This window comes from Fibrobacter sp. UWS1, assembly GCF_002300445.1.
GTDB lineage: Bacteria > Fibrobacterota > Fibrobacteria > Fibrobacterales > Fibrobacteraceae > Hallerella > Hallerella intestinalis.
Genome location: NZ_NSGW01000001.1, coordinates 1,375,152 through 1,393,171, shown reverse-complemented (window position 1 = coordinate 1,393,171; position 18,020 = coordinate 1,375,152). Strand labels below are relative to the sequence as shown.

Here is an 18,020-nt window from a genome sequence, read left to right as displayed (position 1 = left end):
AAAAAGACAAGAAAAAATTTTTTGCTCACTGCGCTATTTTTCCTTTTTGGTGTTGTCGCGTGTGACGATACGGATTTGCGGGCGGTTTCTGGGATTGAGGATTCGAGTTCTGCGGAAACGATTAGTTCAGCTGTGGAAATGTCGTCTTTTTACGAGTCCAGTTCTTCGTTCATGGAGACTGTTCCTGCAAGCTCGTTTGAAGAAAACTCCAGTTCATCGGAAAATAGCAGTTCCGACGTGATTTCCTGTGAATTTTCATCTAGTTCTGCGAAGTCTAGCAGTTCAGTAAAATCCAGCAGTTCGGTGGTTTCGTCGTCCAGCAAAGATGCTGAAATCACGATTGTGGGGACTTGTGCTCCGCAAAACGATACCATTATCATGGGAACTTCGGCCACATGGATTTTTTCTCAGCAAAGCCCCGAAGATAAAACGCTGGCGGAAAACGCAAAATTTAAATGGGTCATTAGCGGCACTTATGAAGGAAAGGCTTCTGGAAAAGGTAAAATTTCAGCTTCGGGCACTTACCCGGAAGCGGGCGAGTACGATGCCAAGTTGACGATTGATGGCGGCGATACGATTTTTTGTGAAAAATTGTTCGTGAGAAAGCCGATGCTTTTGGGGTGCGAATGCAAAGCCGAATCAAGAACTGTAGAAGCGCAGTCGCGTGCCAAGTGGACTTTGTCGGGCTGTGTCGGCGAAAATAATGCGGGACTGAGCAAAGTTGTCTGGTCGGAAGATGTGACGTCCAACGGCTGGACGGAAGCGACAAAAGAACTGTCCGCGGGAGAAACGGCGGAGCCTACGGTGGAAGCGCGGAATGGTGCGGGTTATTCTTTGACCATCCCTTGCGAATCGGTTGCCGCATATTAGCTGTTGAGTGCTTGGAAATCGCTTTTTGAAAGCGGATACGACAAAATTCTTTAGTGGTGTTATATTTTTGCCATGAATATCGTATTGCTTGTTGTTGTTCTCGCCTCTGCGCTTTTGGCTTATTTGCCGGGAGAATGGAAATTTCCCTCCGTTCCTAATTCCCACGGACTTTTGGGAAATCCGGCGGGGCTTTCTGCATTTGATTCGCCTGGAGCCATTTTGAATTTCGGGCGAGACAAAGAGGACGTTTATGAATTTTCGACCGGTCTGAACGGCGATTATCTCGGTGCTGCTTTTAGTTACCGTTCGGATTACGAAAAAGTGGATGAATCTCGATGGAATTTGATAGCTTCTCTGCCTTTGTTGGATCGATATGCCTTTTTGGGATTTTCGGCGGGAGCTTTTCGCAGTTCCGCATTTCGAGGAACGGATTTTTCGGCGACACCAGGCGTTTTGATTCGTCCTTTTCATTTTTTGGCTTTGGGATTTAACAGCCGACACGCATTGCAGTTTGGACCGGAAAAAGAAAGGCGAATTCAGGAATACGGGGCGACTTTGCGCTTGCTTGAAGGAATGTCGGTCAGTTACGCTGGAGAAAACAAGAACACGCATCGATTGCTGGTGCAAGCGGATTTGGGATTTTTGAATTTGGGTGTGCAGATTCCTCTTCATGGCGACGATGAATGTCGGATTTTTGCATCGCACGCTTTTGGCCGTACCTTCCAAGGAACGATCGCTGTGGATGACGATTGGAAACCAAGACATTTTTCTATAGCGTATCACAAAGCCAAAGTCGCGGATCCGTATATGCTTTCTCGAGTTGTTCGGGTGCCGCTTTCGATGCCGCTCACCGAAACCGAGCCCGGATTTTCGCTTTTGGGAAGCCGCTCTTTGAGCGTAGAATCTTTGCGTGAAAATTTTGATTTGCTCCTTGCCGATAAAAGCGCCCAGCTGATTATTTTTGATTTTACGGGTTACAAGGCGGGAACGGCGATTTCCAAGGAAATCGAGCGGGGAATTATCAAGTTGAATTTGCAAGGAAGAACGACAGTTGCCTATTTAGATGAATTGCGGCCAGCGACGCTTCTTGCTTCCAGTGCGGCGACAAAAGTGGTTCTTTCACCGTTGGCGCGGGTAAATTATCGCGGGGTTGGCGGCGAAGTGCTGTATTACAAAGGCCTTTTTGATTGGGTGGGAGTCAAGGTGGAACTTTTGCGGCATGGGGCTTACAAGTCGGCTGTAGAGCCATGGACCGCAGATTCGATGAGTGCGGAGGCGCGGGAAAATTACACGCAGCTTTATCAGGATTGGTGGACTTCAATAACGGAAGACGCGCGTAGTCGCATTTCGAATACCGCCGTGTTGGATTCGTTGCAGGAACATCCCAGCTTACTGGCTTCCGACGCAAAAAAATCGGGTTTGGTCGATACGTTGTTGTATTTGGACGAGGTCGCTCCTTATGCGCTGAAAACGCTTTACGGACTGGATGCTCCTTTTGTCCGGGTTGCCGATTATGTTCCTCGAGCAGGTGTGCGTTTGTTTGACGAGGACTGGCGCCCGCGTTCCAAGATTGCCCTTTTGAATATCGAAGGCTCTATTGTTGATGGCCACGGCGGTTATGACCCTTTAACGGGAAGGCGCAGTACGGGGTCGGCTGAAGTTCTTGAAGCTTTGGGCTGGTTGATGAAGTCGCCTGAATATGCGGCCTTAATTGTGCGAATCAACAGTCCGGGCGGTTCGGCGCAAGCGGCGGATGCGATTTGGCATCGTTTGCAGACGATTTCTAAAACCCAAATGCCCGTGGTGGCGAGCATTGGAGATATGGGTGCTAGCGGTGGTTATATGATTGCTTGCGGGGCGAATGAAATTATTGCGGAAAAATCGAGCATCGTTGGCAGTATCGGCATTTTTGGCGGGAAAGTGAGTGCAAAAGGACTTTTGGATAAATTGAAATTGCGCATGGAATCGGTGAAATCACACGAACATGCCGATGCGGAAGGAGTCGGGCGGGAATTTACAGAGAATGAAAAAGTGGCCTTGCAAAATTATTTGGACACTTTCTACGGGCATTTTTTGGACGTGGTCAGTGGAGCGACGCAGCTTTCCAAGGATTCTTTGGATCGAAGTCTGGCCGGAGGACGAGTTTTTACGGGGAGTCAGGGTGTGCGTAACGGGCTTGTTCAGAAAATTGGTGGATTGGATCTTGCTGTGCAGGAAGCAAAGAGGTTTGCGGGAATTTCGGAAAGCCGTCCGGTAGTTCTTCGGTCGATTCTTTCGGATAAATCCTACCTCTCTCGCAGCTTTTCGGACGGAATCCATTTGGCGGATTGGATAAATTCGATAGAAAAAACGCAAGTTTGGGCTCTTTTTGTAGCTCCACCCTTGCCGTTTTAAGCAAATTATTTAAATTATGTCCGCACCGATGAGCTATGGTGTAATGGTAGCACAACAGATTCTGAATCTGTTTGTCTAGGTTCGAATCCTGGTAGCTCAATAAGGATAGGCCGGTTTTTTCATCGGCCTTTCTTATTTTTAAATGAAAAACGGACGGCTGGTTTAGGCTCCCTTTAAAATTCATTCCAACCAACGGTCCCTGAGCCTTGGTTAGTGAGCTTGTCGAACTAGCCGAACCACTTCACCTGAGCAATTTTTAGAGGTGGCCTTTAATTTTTCCGATTACGGCAATTTTGGGCGCAACGGCTGCAATTTCCGCAACAAGTTTTCCCGTTTTTCCGATTTTTTACGATTTTTCGGATAGCCCAAACACAAGCGGCGGCAACGATGAAAAGGATGAGAATGTCCCAGAAATTCATCAGAATCCTATTGCAGAAAGGAATGTTTTTACGCTCCATGCGGCAATCCAGGCTATGGCGCATTGAAAAAGGACGACAAAGAGCGCGTATTTTTTTCCGAGTTCACGCTTGACGGCAGAGATGGCGGCAACGCAAGGCGTGTAGAGTAAACAGAAAACCAAAAGAGTGGCGGCGCTTAAGGCTGAAAGAACATTTTTCACATCTTCGGTAAAGAGGACTTGCAGCGTGGATACGACGGATTCTTTGGCCATAAATCCGCTGATGAGAGCTGTGCAAATTCTCCAGTCCGCTAGACCGAGAGGGGCAAATAGCGGTGAAATCCATCCTGCTAAGGCGGCGAGAATGCTGTCTTTGGAATGTTCCACCATATTGAAATGCAAATCGAAGCTCTGCAAAAACCAGACGAGAATCGTAGCGATAAGAATAATGCTGAATGCGCGCTCCAAAAAATCTTTTGCTTTTTCCCACAGAAGCTGGCGAACGTTTCGGAATGCAGGCAGTCGGTAGTTGGGAAGCTCCATCACAAAGGGAACGGGTTCTCCGCGAAAAAGGGTCTTGCGGAAAATCAGGGCGATGACTATGCCGAATAGAATTCCCAAAAGATAAAGGATGGAAATGACAAGGCCTCCGTGCCCCGGAAAAAAGGCACTGACAAAAAAAGCGTAAATGGGAAGTTTTGCCGAACAGCTCATGAACGGCGTTAAAAGAATGGTCATTTTTCGATCGCGGGCACTAGGCAATGTGCGAGTGGACATCACCGCGGGAACGGTGCAGCCAAAACCGATGAGCATCGGGACAATGCTTCTTCCCGAAAGTCCGATTTTTCGCAATAGTTTGTCCATGAAAAAAGCGACGCGGGCAATGTAGCCGCTATCTTCTAAAAGGGAAAGAAAAAAGAAAAGTACGACGATAATCGGCAAAAAACTGAGAACGGTACCGACGCCGACCAAAATGCCATCCACCACCAGACTATGGATTGTCGCGTTAACGTGAAGAGCTGTTAATGCAGAATCTGTCCAAACCGTAATTTTATCAATGCCCGATTCCAGGAACTCTTGTAACCATGCGCCGATGACGTTGAACGTCAAATAGAAAACGCTCAGCATGATGGCGATAAAACATGGTATGGCCGTAAACTTGCCGGTGAGAAACCGGTCGATGTAAAGGCTTCGGCGGCTTTCTTTGCTTTGCACCGGTTTGATGACAGTTTGCTCGCAGACCTTTTGAATAAATTCAAACCGCATATCGGCAATGGCTGCGCTGCGATCCAGGCCTCGTTCCTTTTCCATTTGCGCTGTGATATGTTCCAGCATCTCCGTTTCATTGGCATCGAGCTGGAGCTGCTCAAGAATAAGTTCATCGCCTTCGACGACTTTGCTCGCGGCAAAGCGAATCGGCAAGCCTGCTCTTTCTGCATGGTCTTCTATCAAATGGATGACGGCGTGCAGACAGCGGTGAACGGCTCCGTTGTGCTGATTTTTATCGCAAAAATCTTGATGGCGTGGGCGTTCTTGGTTTTGAGCGACGTGAAGGGCGTGGGAAATCAGTTCTTCAATTCCTTGATTGTGAATTGCCGAAATCGGTATGACCGGAACGCCAAGCAGAGCTTCCATTTCGTTGATGTCGATGGAGCCGCCGTTTCCCGTCACTTCGTCCATCATGTTGAGGGCAACGACGGTGGGAACGTTCATTTCCAGCAGTTGCATGGTCAGATAGAGATTGCGCTCGATATTGGACGCATCGACGATGTTGATAATTCCCTGCGGCTTTTCATTCAGCACAAAATTTCGAGATACGATTTCTTCGCTGGAATAGGGCGACATGGAGTAGATGCCGGGCAAATCGACCACAGAGGCGTTTGTTGTCTCGCGAATGCGCCCTTCTTTTTTATCAACCGTCACTCCTGGGAAATTGCCAACGTGTTGATTTCCTCCGGTTAATTTGTTGAAAAGAGTGGTTTTGCCGCAATTCTGATTGCCCACTAATGCGAATTTTAATGGGGTTTCTGCCGGCAGCGGCGAAGCGTTGTTTTCGGAATGAAAGAAGCCTTCTTCGCCAATTCCCGGATGAACGGATTTTTTGCTCTCTCTTGCGTGAAGATGCAGTTTACTTCGTGCGGGAATCGGTTCCACTTCAATTCGGGCAGCGTCCATCAGGCGAAGGGTCAATTCGTATCCGTGAATTTGCAGTTCCATCGGATCGCCCATAGGGGCGAATTTGGTGACGGTAACTTCGGCACCGGGAAGAACGCCCATATCCAAAAGATGCTGACGCAGAATGCCTTTCCCTCCGACGGAGCGAATGACGGCACTTTGACCGACTTTGAGTTTGCGAAGCGATGTCATCAAGCGGCCTCAAAAAAAATGAAACTGATTTAAATATAGAAAGCTCTTTCATGCCTTGTGGTTTCTACATTTGTTTTTATGGCTGCCGTAGATTTTTACTCTTTTTTCTCTGCCTATTTTGGCGACCGCTGGGATGAACTTTTGCCTGCGCTTCGAGGAGAATCCGTTTACGAAACGATACAGTATCCGGGAAAAGAACCTTATTATTTAGATGAGGCTTCAGCATTTGCAGCCCGGTCGTTAGGTGTAGAACCGGGAATGGATGTTTTGGATATGTGTGCGGCTCCAGGCGGGAAAACGCTCCTTTTGGCGTCATCTTTAGCGGGCCGAGGTTCGCTTCAGTCGAATGATCGTTCTCCGGACAGACGTCAGCGTTTAATGCACAATATTGAAAATACCCTTCCCGAAAATTTGGCGTCCATCATTAAAGTTTCGGGATACGACGGCGTTCGTTTCGGTCTGTTTCGCAAAAACGAATTTGACCGCATTCTTTTGGACGCACCGTGCTCTTCGGAAAGGCACGTGATGGAAAGCGAAAAATATCTGGCGGAATGGACCCCCAAGCGGATTGCGCATATTGCTGTGACGCAGGGTTCCCTGCTGGCGAGTGCCGTAGATGCTTTGAAAATCGGCGGGCAAATGATATATAGCACCTGTGCGCTTTCAAAAATGGAGAATGACGATGTTGTCCGTAAAATTTTAAAAAAGCGCAAAGGCCGTGTTCATGTTTTGGAATTGAAACCAGAAATTCCTGGAACCGATGTGACGGAATTTGGCGTGCAAATGCTTCCGGATAAGTGCGCTGGGCGAGGTCCCATCTATTGCGCCAAGTTGGAGAAAATCGCATAAAGAACTATCTTCCGACCATCCGTAGTTCAACAGGTTCGTCAATTGTAGTTGAATCCGTTCGACAAGCGGCTACTTCCCTTCGGCAGGCTTAAGGACCGATTGTCGAACTAGCTGAAGGGCTGTAACCACTAATCCCGAGTCCTCAAACAACCGATTTCTTGAAAATGAATTTTTAGAGGTGCCAGAATTCAATTCCTGGATTTATGTCGGCGACCGCGTTTCCCATTCTGTGGCGTAAATGTTGCAGTAGTCAATGCTATGAAATTTTCTCGTCCAAGCTTCTTTGAGGGCAAAAAAGATTCTCGTGGAAAATTCTATCGCCCTTATTCACAAGATTTAAATTATTTTAGAGTCGTATGAAATCTTTTTTTTATTTCTGTTTTTTTTCTTTGTTGTGCTTGACTTCCGCTGCAATGGCAAGAGACGTTCCGGTTCGTTATATGCTTGCTAACGAATCGGTGGAGCAAGACGCCAAGTTTGTAAAAATCGCCAAGGATACCGTTTATCTGTTGCCTTTGGATTCTGCGGAAATTGCGGAAATCCAAAAAAAGGATGAGGCTCTGCTGAAACAGCTAGAACCGGATTCCGTGGAAGAGGAAAATCAAACGGGAGATATGGAATCCGATCAGAACTTGAATCCCTTGGAAGCTGCCGAGGATTCCGCGATGGTGGCGGATTCCCTTGCTCGGGTGGATTCCCTTGCGCGAGCGGATAGTTTGGCGAAAGCGCAAGCGGATAGTGCGAAAATTGCCGCCGCTTCGGATTTTGAAGCGGCTCTTCTTGCGCAGGAAAAACAAGCGATGGAAGATTCTTTGGCAAAAGAAAAAGCGATGGCTGATTCCATTGCTGCGGTTTCCGATTCTATTCGTGCCGTGGAAAGGCAGGATTCGTTGGATAAAATCGCCGCTATTCCCATTGAACAAAAGTATATCAAGATATTCAAGTACGAATTGATGCGCATGACGAATTTGGAATCGGGGGAAGCCGTCAATCTTTCTTTATCCGATTTTGTATTTCCGGAACTTGACGACGAAGAAGAACCGATATATCCCGAAGGCAATGCTAATTTGCGAGTCACATCCTACCCGGATAGTTGCGAAATTTACATCAATGGGGAATCGCTGGAATTGTTTGCTCCCGATACCATTCGAAAAATCAAACCGGGCAAATACACCGTGTCGGTTCGCAAAATGCTCAAAGGCGTGGACTGGTGGGGTTCCAAAACCATTAAAATCAATGCGGATTCGCTGAATGTTGTGCATATCGAAGTGGAGCGTCCCACAACGAAATTGACGGTGGCGACAATTCCTGATGGCGTAGAAGTTTATGTAGATGAGCAGCCGAATGAAAGCATTTTGCCTGAATATCTGACCGATGTGGCTATTGAAACGGAACCGTCGGTGCAAAAAATTATCTATTTGCGAAAAGTGGGTTATTTGGATACGGCTTTAGCGGTCGAAGTGAAAGCATTTATGCCGAATCCGGTTTACGTCGAATTGGAAGCTGTGGATAATGCAAGCGTTGTGGAAATGCAGCGCGAATATGATCGGGAACGCGCTAAGCGTCGAATCGGGAGAGGCCTTTTGTGGAGTTCCATTGCGCCGATTATTGCCGGCGGCGTGTTCTGGTATTTGGCGGAAAGGGACTGGAGTGACGCCGCTGATAAAAAATCCGCTTATAACAAGAGCGCATTTGAAAGTCCCGATACGCAAAAATTGCTTAAGAAGAACAAAGACTTAAACGATTCTGGCGATACGAAAGGGCTGATTGGGCTAGGATTTGGCGTTGTCGGCGTGGGCTTGTTTGTAACCGGCTTTGTTCTGGCGTTCTAAAAATTGGGCGATTCCTATTAAAAGTAGGCTGCAAAGAATTGGAGCCATCATATTAAACGGCGAGCGATATTGAATTGCCGCTGGAGTTGCCATCCATAGATAGACAAGCAGAGTGTGAACGCTGTAAATTTCAAGACTGTGCCTGCCGAGAATGCGGCAAAAGCTAAAGTCCAGCCAGAGAGGCTTGTGGCGAATGACAAAAGAAATGATTCCCACGAAGGCAAGGAAATTGATAAATCGCAACAAACCGAGATGCTCTTTTGAAATCCAGAATTCGTCGGGTTGTGGAATAGGCAGCGCATCGTGCCGCCAAAGAAATAAAAATACGCACAATGTAATGCAAATGGGAAAAATGCAATCTAAGATTTGCCCATTTGTTTTCAGTGGAGATTTTTGAAATTTCCAAAGCGCACAGATTGCTGCTCCGCAGAAATAGATAAATTGCCAAGCAAAAAAATCAAAAAAACCGGGATAGGCCCAATGAGGAACGAACTGCAAAAATGTGCTGCGAAGCGGACCTTGTGCAAAAATCCAAATCAAAAAAGAAATGGCCCAGACCTGTTTTAAACGCCCTCTAGCAATTTGCGGAAGGGCAAAAAAGCCGATGGCCAGCAGAATAACGTAGAGCGGAAGAACGTCCAGCCATTCAGGCGTATAAATGAGAGTAGCCGCTAGCGTGGATCCGCCCAAAGGATGCTCGTACAGCCCGCTAAAAAAATGCCGAATTTTCGGGAAAAAGAAAAATGCCGCGAGTGCCAGTGCCAATACAGAAAGAATATGGTATATCCAAATGCGGGAAGCGCGTCGCAACATCCAACAGGAATTTTCTCCACGGGAAGTTTTGCTGATAACGGCCAGCATTCCGACAAAGCCGGAAAGAAAAAAGAATCCCTCTGCCGCCGAGAAAAATCCAAAACATTGATAAAGATAATGGGAAATGGGTCCGGAAAAATGATCCAGAACCATCTGCAATAAAAGAATCCCCCGAATAGAGTCGAGGGATTGGATGCGTTTGGAATGGGCCACGGTTAAAATTCGACGTGGCCGCTCATGCCCATCGAAATATGATTTGCTCCTGTGCCACAGATGTTATAGCCAGCCCAGAAGATGATTTCCGCTTCTACAGTCGGGTAGAGATAAAAAGACGGTCCCAAAAAATGGCGACTGTCTCCGTCGATTTCTTTGCTGGGGTCATGAAATTCATAAGCGAATCCCATGGAAAATTTTTTATGCAAATCCAAGGACGGTTCTATGTAGAACATCCGTTCGTCTTCGGAAAAAGTCTGATCTACCACAGAGGAATCCTTGTCGGCGAGAAGCGCTTGGTAATAGCTTGCCGCCAAATTGAAAAATCTGTAGCTAAAAGACGGTTCTACAAGAAATGTGTGGACGCCGTGTCCCTTGTAAGGGTGGGTTCCCCAAGTGGCGGTGATGCCGTAGTTGAAAACATTTGTGCTTTTGGCGTATTGCACTTCGGTTCCCAACGCATAAGTGTAAGAGCGGCTGATTTCTTTGCCGAAAACCCAGTCGAAGCTCGGGGTAATCGTCAAGCGTTCTTCGGTTTTGGATATCAGGTCGAAGCTGTAAGTGAGGAATGTGGCCAAAGAATGGGAATTGTTTTCGGTTGCGCCGATATACGCCTTGCCGTTTTCCACTTCAAATCCCACACCGCGGATATTCTGGTCGCGAAGAATAACGGCGTAGTCTTCGGTATTTCGCCAAAAGTAATAGGAGAATGCTCCTGCATTGTAAGTGAGGTCTCCAAAGACGACTCTGGCGAGCGGAGTCAATTGCCAAGCGAGCTGAATGCCGTCAAAATTGAATGCTGTCCAGCGATTCTCATCGTCGCCCATTGTCGTTGCCCGATTTTCATGCCGCACCATCGACGTTTCCGTTTCTCCGTCTGCACCGATATAATTACTGTGCGATCTGCCAAAAATGCTGACGGAAACATTTTCATCCAAAAAGATTTTGCCTTCCAGTTTAATGTCCTGGTTGGCGGCGTTGGTCGGGCTGAAGTCCTTGTCAAAATAAGAGGCGAAATCGGCGTCGATATCGCCGTGAACTTCTACATCGACAGCGAAGGCGGCAACTGCGGCGGCAAGAACAAAAAGGCTAAAATGCTTGATCATAGATTCCTTTGCGTAAAAACACATTTGGGCTTCAAAATAGAAATATACGGGAAAAGAGTCCATTTCAAGAATGGGCTTTTTTGTAAATTAAGCCGTATTATGGGACTTTTTCAAAAATTTTTTTCTGTTCTTTGCGTCGTTTTGTCTGTGAATGCTTTTGCCGGCCCCGCAGATTCCGTGATGGCTCTTTCCAAAAAATGGTTTGATTCTGGAAAAGCGTGGTCTCTCAATTTTCGAGCGAGAGTGAATTATGCCGGTTCTCCGGAATCTGGATTTCAGAGCGGTGATTTGCTGGTCACGTCCGGAGATATGTTCCGCTTGCGCATGGCGGGCATGGCGATTTATTCGGATGGCAAAAATTTTTGGCAGTGGAATAAAGAGCAAAAGCAAGTCCTGTTGAAATTGCTGGAAGATATGGAAAGCAACGTGCATCCTTCCGAATTATTGTTTAAGTATTTGCAATGCAAACCGCTTTCTATGAAACAGCAGGAATGGAATGGGCAGAAGACAAATGTGATTGTGTTGGACGCATCTCAATACGATAAGGAGTTTCAAGGGATGGAGGTCTGGCTTTCGGCAAAGGACGCGTCCCCTGTGCGTTTAGTGACAGAAGATCGGTTGGGCAATGTTTCGACTTATGAAATTTTGAATTTAAAGCGGCAGAACAAAGTAAACAAAGATGACTTTGTACTCAAACCGGAAAAAGGTATTGACGTTATTGATATGCGTTAGGAGGTGAAATGAATTCTTTTGAAAAATCTGTTTTATGGTTGGCTTTTTTGGTTTCACTCCTCTTTTCAAAAGACGAAAGCTTCGTCAGCAATTTTACTTATGCGGCGGGTCCTGCGTCATCGACGGGAAGCGTATGGGTTGTGAGCCGGGGAACTGCGGGTAGCGGAATCACTCTGGTCAATTTGACGGCTTCAGCTTCGTCCATTTCGCATTCCATCGTCTTTACGGAAATTTTGCCCGATTCCCTGACTCCGGTGCAGGACGGTTTATTTACCGACGTTACGGCGGAACATCGGCGGACGCCGTTTACCTTAGCTGGGAAACTGGGTTTTGTCGTTCCTTTGATTGCGGAAAGCGATTCGGGCTTTTGGGATCCGCAGGGATATTTTAGCGCTCGCGCCGCGAATGCGGTTTCCATTCGGGACTTGCCTAATCCAAAAGGTCAATTCCCAGAGTTGCCGACCATGTCTCATGCGATTTCCTCGTTTTTATACGACTCGATTTCGAGTGTACTATGGACGGCTCGTGGCATTTACGGAATTTCAAAAGAGGATATTAGCACGGGAATCCATTCTTCCAAGCGGACGCATTTCGTTTTGAATAAAAAGGAGCAGCGGTTGGATTCGCTTAAGGCGGCGACCGTTGTCGATTCGGTGAAATATCCTGCGGTTTATGGAATTGCCAAAACGAAGGAGGGAATGTTTTATTTGGCAACGGGTGGCGGACTTTTTATATGGGACGAAGCGAAAAACAAATTGTCTGCTTCTGGGGTTCGTGCGTTGGACACGGCTCGGGTAACGGGCGTTTGGATTGGCGGCACTCCGGAGCAAATTATTGTAGAAACCAGCAAACGTTATAAATCCAGTACAGAAGATAAACTGTGGCGTTCGTATGGCGGCAAGGCATTTGCGGAAGTCGTCTTTCGGGATACGGCGGGAAAGGTGCAGAAAAATATCTATGACAAAAATGATTTCACCACAAGTCATGTTGCATTTATTGGTGACAAGGCATTTTTGTCTGTGCAAGCGGTAGAAGGCAGTTCCAGTGGACTTTTAAAATTGGATAGCATCGGGGCGATTCCTTTTGACGATGATGATCAATGGTTGTATGGATTGAATGCCGGCGTTGTGGATCGCAGCGTGGAAATTACTTCGGTTGCAGCGTTCCCGCTCACGTCCAAAATAATGGGGCTTGTCGCTTGCACAAATGGCGCAGGCATTTCGGTTTCCGCCGATACGGGAAAAAGTTGGACGCACATCATGAATCAGGCCGCGGTTAAAAATGATTTGGGATCGATTCGTATGATTCCGTCGGTTATAGGCGCAGATAATCAGTCGCTGGTTTCGTATAAAGTAAGCAAACCGTCGAAAATTACCATTGAAGTGTTCAGCTATGATATGCGTAAAGTTCGCACTATCGTGAAAAATGCAGAAAGGCCTGCAAGTACCACACGAAGCTCGCTTGCCACAGAAGATTTTTGGAATGGCCGCGATGATGCCGGACGCGCCGTTGCGATGGGAATCTATTACATTCGGGTAAAGGACAATCACGGCCATGTCGGTTGGGGAAAGGCGATTACTCTGGGAGGAAAGTAAAATGAAACGAGTGATAATTCTTTTGCTTTCGTTATTTTGTGCGTATTCTTTTGGCGAAAAAAAAGCCAATTTGGGTGGTATGGATGGATTTGTGGAACGTATGGGAACTGGCGGTCGTGAACTCGGACGAGGAAACATCGGAGCCGCTGATACTTCGTCTATGCCGGCGGCATATTTCAACCCGGCTTTGCTTGGATTTCGGAACGGCGTTGGTTATTCTCTTGCAGCAGAAAAAAGGGATTTGGATCGCGCAGGCGGAGCGCTGGGCATAGAAACTAAAGTCGGAAATCGCATGGGAATTGGTGCTGCAGCACTTTATCGAACTGACTTGGACTTTGATGTCATCAACAGCGATGATGAAACCGTTGGCAATGCGCAGCCCTATTTTATTACGGCGTATCTCGGTGTCGGCTATCGCTTGACCAGAAAAGATGGCATCGGTTTTTCTTTAGCTTTGAGCTATGATAATCTGGACATTGCCGGAGATTATGAAGAAGCTGATCTTGTCGATTCTTACCAAAGCCCTGTTGTGCTGAATCTCGGCTGGCTGCGGGAATGGAACGAACACTGGTCCACTGCGGTGGTGATCCGGAATCTCAGCTTCAGCAAAAATTTGTCGGCCAAATGGACTCGCAATGCATCAAACGATAATTCTGTGGAGCAAAGCGAAGGTGTGCGCCCCAAAGTTTTACAAATTGCCGTCGGCTATCACACCAAATTGTTGAATCGGCCCATTTCTGTATGGATGGAAGCACTCGATTATCAAGTTGCCGACACTCTTCTTGTCTTTGACCCGGACTATCATATTTGGACGGGACGTTTTGGCATGGAATGGGAAGCGTTGGAGGGGGCTTTAGTACGGCTGGGATTTGATGATAGAAATTACACTTTCGGCTTGGGTTACAATTTCAGTTTGCGCTTCGGCAAACGTCGTTATCAGTTCCAAATCGATTATGCTCTGGTCTATGAATCCGAAGCGGAATTATGGAACCCGCTCAGCTTTGGATTCCGCGGCTGGATATAGTGCAATAAAAAACTATATTGTTTCATTATGGTAGAATCTATGGAAAATCCTGAAATCAAAGGCCCGCGTTGGCAAAGAAAAAAAGACGACCGCCCTCAAGAAATTTTAGATGCAGCCATTGAGCTTTTTGTTGCTCAAGGTTTTTCTGCTACCAAAGTGAGCCAAATAGCCCGTAAAGCCGGTGTAACTCCGGGAACTCTGTACGTTTATTACAAAAATAAGGAAGCGATTCTTCAGGAAGTGGTGATGAAAACTTTAAATCCCATTTTCTCGGCTAGCGACGCTATTCTAGAAACGTATGAAGGCAGTGCGGAAGGGTTGATGAATATTTTAATCGACAAGTGGTGGGAAGCTGTCGGAGGGAGCAGCAAAATTTCTGGTATTCCGAAACTCGCCGTTGCCGAAGTGTCTAACTTTCCGGAATTGGCGGACTTTTATGTTAAGAACATCTTGAATCCCGGGTATTCCTACATTTGTCAGGTTTTGGAATATGGCGTTAAAAAAGGGGATTTTCAAATCAAGGACGTTAATTCGACGGCGTATCTGATTTTTTCCATTTTTCATGGAGCAGTAATCGATGCGCATTCCTTTAAAATCGCCAGCAGGAAAGATGTTCCGCTGGATCATTTAAAACAACGCATTCAGGATCTGGTTCTTCACGGCATTTTAAAAACGCGATAGTATTTTATGATACGTTCGCTTTTCCTTTCGTCTTTGCGAAATTTACACGAAGGCCGTTGGGAATTCGGCGATGGAATTACTGTTATCGCTGGGAAAAATGGAACGGGGAAAACGACGCTTTTGGAAGCCATTCATTTGCTGTGTGAAGGATTTTCTTTTCGGACACATTCCCTTTCGGATCTGCTTTCTTGGAATGAACCGGAAATGATTTTACGGGGGGAATTGGCGGAGTCGAAAGAATCGGATCGCGTGTTCGCACGAGCTTTGCTTTTGAATCGAAATACGGGAACTGTCGTTAAAAAGGATGGAATCCTTTGTAAAAGTCCGGCTTCTTTTTTTGGAGAAATACCGGCTGTAATTATGCAGCCTGCGGATTTGGAAATAGTGCGTGGCGCGCCGGAAAATCGACGGCGATATTTGGATGAACTTCTCTGTTTTAAAAATGTGCGCAATGCGGATCTTTTGCGACGCTATCGTCGAATTCTTGCGGAACGCAACCAGTGGCTAAAACTGAATAAAATCGGCAAAGCCGTTGGCGGAGAAGAACTGCATTCTGTGCTGACTCAGCAACTGATGGATTTGGGCGTAAAAATTTGGATGGAGCGAATGGCGCTTGTTCAGGAAATCTCGCCGCTCATCGTTCGGTATTATGAAATGCTCGCCGGTATTGGCGATGAAGTGGCGGTCTCTTACAAAAGTGCCGTATTTGATTTTTTAAGGGAAAAGGAGCTATCGGAAGAAATTTTGCGCGATGCTTTTGCGCATAAACTAGAAGTGCTGGACTTTTCGGAACGTATGCAGGGATTGACGCTTTCAGGTCCGCATAAAGATGATTTGCTGCTGTCTTTGCACGGACATGAAATGCGAAGTTCCGGTTCTCAGGGACAATGCCGCAGTGCTGCAATCGCTTTGCGCTTGTCGGCTTCGGATTTGGCGAGTCGGCATTTAATAAAACCGGTTTTATTATTGGATGATATTTTTGCGGAATTGGACAAAAATCGTCGCGCTGCCGTCGCCGGAGTCATTCGTGAAAAAAAATGCCAAGTTTTTGTCGCTACCCCGCGTATTGAGGATTTGCCGTTTAGTGCTGATGAAAAAATTGAAATGGGCGATTAGCAAATCCGTATAACATCTTGCGGGCGCGAAGCCTTCAGCCTTTTGTAAAAAGGATAAAGAAAGCTGTTGTCGGCAATTTGTCCAAAGACAATTGCTTGGGAGTGCGCGACGGCAAAATCGTTTGCACAATGTGCGGTCGCTTTTTTGAAGCGCTCTCGTTTGACAAGAGAAAAAATCAACAGGCGATTTTCGTCCAGAGCTTTGCTCTCGTCTCTGCTTAAAAATTCGGGAATGGACTTGCCAAGAATCCAAATGGCGGATTTGCCCGCTCTTAAAATATGGCGAAACACGGCTTGTTCTGCTGGAGAATGAAAGGAACCGATAAAGCAGACGTCTTTAGGAATTTCTTGAATCCAAAGAATCGCTTTTTTAGTGAATTTAAAATTGGCTTTGCGAGATGCAAAAAAAGCAATCTTCGGTTGTTTCCAAAGTTCTTGGTTGCCCAAATAAATCATGTTTCCTCCAAAAAAAAGAACGCCACTGGGATTTAGTGACGTTCAAAGTTTCTTGTAATATAATAATTTTTGTCGAAGTCCGTCAAGGAGTTTAATTTTTCCGAATCAATTAGGGAAAAATTCTTCATTCAACAAAAAAGAACGACTCTAGTAATACTAGGCCGCTCTTAATGTTTTCACAACGGAATAATCCTTATTGTGAATTGCTTTCAGATTTTCTAGTTTTACTTTAGCGTTTACAACTTATGCTTACAGCAAAGGTACGGTGGATGGCGATAGCCTTGTGGGACTTGTCATCGGTTACAACTACAATACAACTATGGCGGATTTCTATTATTTGGAACAAAGAAATTTGGAACCTTTCGGACTTAACAATAGTGGCGGAAATGCGACTTCTCGATTTGCTGAAGAAATGCAAACCGCTGATTTTGCCGAATTGCTGGGCGAAGATTTTGTTTATGATTACAAGCAAAACGACTCCTTTCCCATTCTTGCTTGGGAATAATTGGAACATTTCAGAATTATATTTATTTCTATGAAACGATTCTTTTTATTTCTTCTTTTGTTGTCGGCGATTGTCGGGGCGTCCACTTGGACAGAGGATCCTTTTTTGGGAGCACCCTTCAGAATTTTTTCTTATCGTGCTGGAAATCAGAATTCATTTCAGGCAACTTTAGTGCGCTATGCGGATTCGTCTGTTTGTCGGGAAATTCAAAAGCCGAGGGCGGCGATTCTCTATGTCCATGGATTTAACGATTATTTTTTTCAGCGGGAATTGGCGCAAAAAATGAATGCGGCGGGCTATGCTTTTTATGCGGTGGATTTGCACCATTACGGTCGCTCTTATCGTGAAGGCGAAGTGATGGGGGAATTGCGAGATATTTCAGAATATTATGCAGAACTGGATTCGGCGTTATCGATAATTCGCCGTGAAGAAGGGACTTCTATTCCGTTGGTGCTTTTGGGGCATAGTACGGGAGGGCTCATTTCTAGTCTTTACGCTTCCGATCGCAATAACGGAGCGGATTTTGCGGCCATTGTGTTGAATAGTCCTTTTTTAGCAATGAATTTTTCGTGGGCTGCTCGACGGATAGCTTTGCCGATTCTTTCGGCGTTAGGAGGAGTTTTTCCGAATTTGGGAGTCCCTCAAAGCGAAAGCGATTGCTATGATCGATCTATCCATCAGCTCAAAGGAGGTGAATGGAATTATGATACGACTTATAAAAAACTTGGTGAATTGCCGGTAGATTTAGGTTGGGTTAGAGCCATTCATCAGGGGCATGTGCGATTGCAGCAAGGACTTCGTTTGGAACCTCCAGTTCTTGTGATGCACAGCGGATGCAGTTATGACAAAGCCGAATGGAGTGAAGAGTGCAATCATTGCGATGCGGTGTTGAATGTGACTCATATCCGTAAATATGGCGCGAATCTTGGGCATAGCGTGGAACTTGAGGAAATTGAAGGTGGCTTGCACGATTTGTATCTTTCACCTGCACCCGTCCGGCAAAAAGCTTATGACGTTACGATTGAATTTCTCAATAGCAAAATCAAGTCGTCTGTAGAATAGCGATTTGGC

General features: G+C 46.2%; 16 protein-coding genes and 1 tRNA gene. 12 read left to right on the top strand and 5 right to left on the bottom strand.

The features are described 5' to 3' along the window. Window positions 1-21 precede the first annotated feature (21 nt). From BGX14_RS05760 to BGX14_RS05750, 3 genes are all read left to right on the top strand, one after another. Complete coding sequence (locus tag BGX14_RS05760; RefSeq protein WP_143394157.1) at window positions 22-870, top strand: hypothetical protein; 849 nt, start codon at window positions 22-24, stop codon at window positions 868-870. Window positions 871-942: 72 nt separating this feature from the next. Further along, window positions 943-3,264 (top strand): signal peptide peptidase SppA, encoded by a 2,322-nt coding sequence (sppA, locus tag BGX14_RS05755; protein ID WP_095879346.1) that lies wholly within the window; start codon window positions 943-945, stop codon window positions 3,262-3,264. Window positions 3,265-3,293: 29 nt separating this feature from the next. Continuing rightward, window positions 3,294-3,364 (top strand) — tRNA-Gln (locus tag BGX14_RS05750). A 169-nt stretch (window positions 3,365-3,533) separates the two neighbouring features. Here the strand turns inward: BGX14_RS05750 and BGX14_RS16465 are convergent. Both BGX14_RS16465 and feoB read right to left on the bottom strand, forming a co-directional pair. After that, window positions 3,534-3,683, bottom strand: coding sequence for a FeoB-associated Cys-rich membrane protein (locus BGX14_RS16465; protein WP_158223241.1), 150 nt, complete (start codon window positions 3,681-3,683; stop codon window positions 3,534-3,536). Further along, window positions 3,683-6,028 (bottom strand): ferrous iron transport protein B, encoded by a 2,346-nt coding sequence (feoB, locus tag BGX14_RS05740; RefSeq protein ID WP_095879344.1) that lies wholly within the window; start codon window positions 6,026-6,028, stop codon window positions 3,683-3,685. The genes BGX14_RS16465 and feoB overlap by 1 nt, the downstream gene beginning before the upstream one ends. A gap of 78 nt (window positions 6,029-6,106) precedes the next feature. Here feoB and BGX14_RS05735 point away from each other — a divergent pair, with 78 nt between their 5' ends. Both BGX14_RS05735 and BGX14_RS05730 read left to right on the top strand, forming a co-directional pair. Then, the gene (locus tag BGX14_RS05735) at window positions 6,107-6,877 is read left to right on the top strand and encodes an RsmB/NOP family class I SAM-dependent RNA methyltransferase (RefSeq protein WP_095879343.1); all 771 of its coding nucleotides are present in this window, start codon (window positions 6,107-6,109) and stop codon (window positions 6,875-6,877) included. A 413-nt stretch (window positions 6,878-7,290) separates the two neighbouring features. Beyond that, window positions 7,291-8,709 carry a hypothetical protein gene (locus BGX14_RS05730; RefSeq protein ID WP_143394156.1) on the top strand — a complete coding sequence of 473 codons (1,419 nt, stop codon included), beginning with the start codon at window positions 7,291-7,293 and terminating at the stop codon, window positions 8,707-8,709. On the opposite strand, the gene opgC is transcribed toward BGX14_RS05730, so the two are convergent. Together opgC and BGX14_RS05720 are read right to left on the bottom strand one after the other, a co-directional pair. Beyond that, window positions 8,650-9,735, bottom strand: a complete 1,086-nt coding sequence (opgC, locus tag BGX14_RS05725) for an OpgC domain-containing protein (RefSeq protein ID WP_095879341.1) — start codon at window positions 9,733-9,735, stop codon at window positions 8,650-8,652. The two genes, BGX14_RS05730 and opgC, sit on opposite strands and share 60 nt — an antisense overlap. Before the next feature lie 2 nt (window positions 9,736-9,737). After that, complete coding sequence (locus BGX14_RS05720) at window positions 9,738-10,865, bottom strand: hypothetical protein (RefSeq protein WP_143394155.1); 1,128 nt, start codon at window positions 10,863-10,865, stop codon at window positions 9,738-9,740. A gap of 123 nt (window positions 10,866-10,988) precedes the next feature. Here BGX14_RS05720 and BGX14_RS05715 point away from each other — a divergent pair, with 123 nt between their 5' ends. From BGX14_RS05715 to BGX14_RS05695, 5 genes are read left to right on the top strand one after another with little or no spacing between them, the layout of a single operon-like run. Then, window positions 10,989-11,573, top strand: a complete 585-nt coding sequence (locus tag BGX14_RS05715; RefSeq protein ID WP_233126493.1) for an outer membrane lipoprotein carrier protein LolA — start codon at window positions 10,989-10,991, stop codon at window positions 11,571-11,573. 8 nt (window positions 11,574-11,581) lie between these two features. Next, window positions 11,582-13,168: a hypothetical protein gene (locus BGX14_RS05710; RefSeq protein WP_095879338.1), complete on the top strand. Its 1,587-nt coding sequence runs from the start codon at window positions 11,582-11,584 to the stop codon at window positions 13,166-13,168. Window position 13,169: 1 nt separating this feature from the next. Beyond that, the gene (locus tag BGX14_RS05705; protein WP_095879337.1) at window positions 13,170-14,192 is read left to right on the top strand and encodes a hypothetical protein; all 1,023 of its coding nucleotides are present in this window, start codon (window positions 13,170-13,172) and stop codon (window positions 14,190-14,192) included. A 27-nt stretch (window positions 14,193-14,219) separates the two neighbouring features. Further along, window positions 14,220-14,873: a TetR/AcrR family transcriptional regulator gene (locus BGX14_RS05700; RefSeq protein ID WP_095879336.1), complete on the top strand. Its 654-nt coding sequence runs from the start codon at window positions 14,220-14,222 to the stop codon at window positions 14,871-14,873. Window positions 14,874-14,879: 6 nt separating this feature from the next. After that, on the top strand, window positions 14,880-15,989 hold the full coding sequence (locus BGX14_RS05695) for a DNA replication/repair protein RecF (protein WP_073305776.1): 1,110 nt from the start codon (window positions 14,880-14,882) through the stop codon (window positions 15,987-15,989). Here BGX14_RS05695 and BGX14_RS05690 read toward each other — a convergent pair. After that, window positions 15,986-16,444: a hypothetical protein gene (locus BGX14_RS05690; RefSeq protein ID WP_095879335.1), complete on the bottom strand. Its 459-nt coding sequence runs from the start codon at window positions 16,442-16,444 to the stop codon at window positions 15,986-15,988. The genes BGX14_RS05695 and BGX14_RS05690 overlap by 4 nt on opposite strands. A 265-nt stretch (window positions 16,445-16,709) precedes the next feature. Between BGX14_RS05690 and BGX14_RS05685 the strand changes: the two genes are divergently transcribed. Further along, on the top strand, window positions 16,710-16,949 hold the full coding sequence (locus tag BGX14_RS05685) for a hypothetical protein (protein WP_095879334.1): 240 nt from the start codon (window positions 16,710-16,712) through the stop codon (window positions 16,947-16,949). A gap of 30 nt (window positions 16,950-16,979) precedes the next feature. Beyond that, on the top strand, window positions 16,980-18,011 hold the full coding sequence (locus BGX14_RS05680; protein WP_083545879.1) for an alpha/beta hydrolase: 1,032 nt from the start codon (window positions 16,980-16,982) through the stop codon (window positions 18,009-18,011). Window positions 18,012-18,020: the final 9 nt, after the last annotated feature.

Excerpts from the sequence above, each read along its gene's own strand:
- sppA (WP_095879346.1), top strand. The coding sequence starts at position 943 with ATGAATATCGTATTGCTTGTTGTTGTTCTCGCCTCTGCGCTTTTGGCT.
- BGX14_RS16465 (WP_158223241.1), bottom strand. The coding sequence starts at position 3,683 with ATGAATTTCTGGGACATTCTCATCCTTTTCATCGTTGCCGCCGCTTGT.
- feoB (WP_095879344.1), bottom strand. The coding sequence starts at position 6,028 with ATGACATCGCTTCGCAAACTCAAAGTCGGTCAAAGTGCCGTCATTCGC.
- BGX14_RS05735 (WP_095879343.1), top strand. The coding sequence starts at position 6,107 with ATGGCTGCCGTAGATTTTTACTCTTTTTTCTCTGCCTATTTTGGCGAC.
- BGX14_RS05730 (WP_143394156.1), top strand. The coding sequence starts at position 7,291 with ATGGCAAGAGACGTTCCGGTTCGTTATATGCTTGCTAACGAATCGGTG.
- BGX14_RS05720 (WP_143394155.1), bottom strand. The coding sequence starts at position 10,865 with ATGTGTTTTTACGCAAAGGAATCTATGATCAAGCATTTTAGCCTTTTT.
- BGX14_RS05710 (WP_095879338.1), top strand. The coding sequence starts at position 11,582 with ATGAATTCTTTTGAAAAATCTGTTTTATGGTTGGCTTTTTTGGTTTCA.
- BGX14_RS05705 (WP_095879337.1), top strand. The coding sequence starts at position 13,170 with ATGAAACGAGTGATAATTCTTTTGCTTTCGTTATTTTGTGCGTATTCT.
- BGX14_RS05700 (WP_095879336.1), top strand. The coding sequence starts at position 14,220 with ATGGTAGAATCTATGGAAAATCCTGAAATCAAAGGCCCGCGTTGGCAA.
- BGX14_RS05695 (WP_073305776.1), top strand. The coding sequence starts at position 14,880 with ATGATACGTTCGCTTTTCCTTTCGTCTTTGCGAAATTTACACGAAGGC.
- BGX14_RS05690 (WP_095879335.1), bottom strand. The coding sequence starts at position 16,444 with ATGATTTATTTGGGCAACCAAGAACTTTGGAAACAACCGAAGATTGCT.
- BGX14_RS05680 (WP_083545879.1), top strand. The coding sequence starts at position 16,980 with ATGAAACGATTCTTTTTATTTCTTCTTTTGTTGTCGGCGATTGTCGGG.